Source organism: Mesorhizobium sp. P5_C1 (genome assembly GCF_054049815.1).
The window spans coordinates 1-1,578 of sequence record NZ_JBFULQ010000872.1; the positions used below are offsets into that span (position 1 = coordinate 1).

The window sequence follows — 1,578 nt, forward strand, 5'->3', positions numbered from 1 at the left end:
GCCTACAGGCGCATCGGTCGCGACGATGTGACCGTGACCACGCAGGTCATGCAGCTTGGCGATAACCGCGTGAACGTCGTCTTCAACATCAGTGAAGGCGATCGCACTCAGATCGCGGCGATCAATTTCGTCGGCAACAGCGCCTATTCCAGCCGCCGCCTGTCGGATGTGATCAACACCAAGCGTTCGTCCTGGGTTTCGTTCATTCTGCGCGACGACGTCTATGACGACGACAAGCTGCGCGCCGACCAGGAGCTGCTGCGCCGCTTCTATTACAATCACGGCTATGCCGATTTCCAGGTCGTGTCCGCCGTCGGCGAACTCGACAGTGCGACGAACAAGTACACGGTCACCATCACCGTCCAAGAAGGCGACCGCTACACGTTCGGCGATGTCAGCGTCGAAAGCACCATCCCGGAAGTCGACTCGAAGTCTCTGGAATCGGTGGTCGAGACCCGCAAGGGCGACGTCTACAATGCCAAGGACGTCGAGGACACCATCATCGCGCTGACCGAGAAGGTGGCCGGTTCCGGCTATGCCTTCGCGCAGGTGACGCCGCGCGGCGACCGCAATTTCGAGAACCACACCATTTCGGTGGTCTACACCATCGACCAGGGCACCAAAGCCTATATCGAACGCATCGAGATCCGCGGCAACGACCGCACGCGTGATTATGTCATTCGCCGCGAGTTCGACGTCAGCGAAGGTGACGCCTTCAATCAAGTTCTCATCCAGCGCGCGAAGAAGCGCCTGGAAAACCTGAATTACTTTGAAAAAGTCGATATCTCGACCGTTCCAGGCTCGCAGCCTGACCAAGTCGTGCTGGTGGTCGACGTTGTCGAAAAATCGACCGGCGAATTCTCGGTCGGCGCCGGCTACTCGACCGGTGGAGACACGGCGGGTCCGTCCATCGAAGGATCGATCACCGAGCGCAACTTCCTAGGCCGCGGCCAATTTATCAAGCTGTCGGCAGGCGGCGGCAAGAATTCGCGCGACTACAGCCTGTCCTTCACCGAACCCTATTTCCTCGGACGGCGCATCGCCGCCGGCTTCGATATCTTCCAACAGACCCGGAATTACGATCACTACGATAGCGAGACCACGGGTGCGACGGTGCGCTTCGGCCTGCCGATCACCAACAGCATCTCGACGCAGTTGGCGTACAACATCGCCCGGGAAAAGTACGAGTACGACGACGGTTGCGATGACAATGGAGACGGCGTGCTGGGCGACTGCGATGTTTCGCAGGCGATCGTTCAAGGTATCGAGGAAAGCCCCTGGATCAAGTCGTCGGTCAGCCTGGGGCTGGTCTACAACACCATCGACGACATGAAGAACCCGCACGAAGGCATCTATGCCACAACGACGGCCGAATTTGCCGGCCTCGGTGGCGACGCCAAGTATGTGAAGCTGACTGGGCGCGGCAGCATCTATCAGACGCTTTCAGAGCAGTTCGATCTGGTTGGCCTCCTCTCGGCTGGCGCGGGTCATGTCGAGGGTTACGGCGGCGACGGCGGTTTGCGTATCTTCGATCAGTTCCAGAGCACCGACCGCATGATCCGTGGTTTCGAATATGGC

The 1,578-nt window shown here is 59.3% G+C and carries 1 protein-coding gene; it reads left to right on the plus strand.

Going from position 1 to position 1,578, the window contains the following annotated elements:
* Positions 1-1,578: outer membrane protein assembly factor BamA (gene bamA / locus ACXJ7R_RS32135; protein WP_457155317.1), on the plus strand; the 1,578-nt coding region annotated here is incomplete at both ends.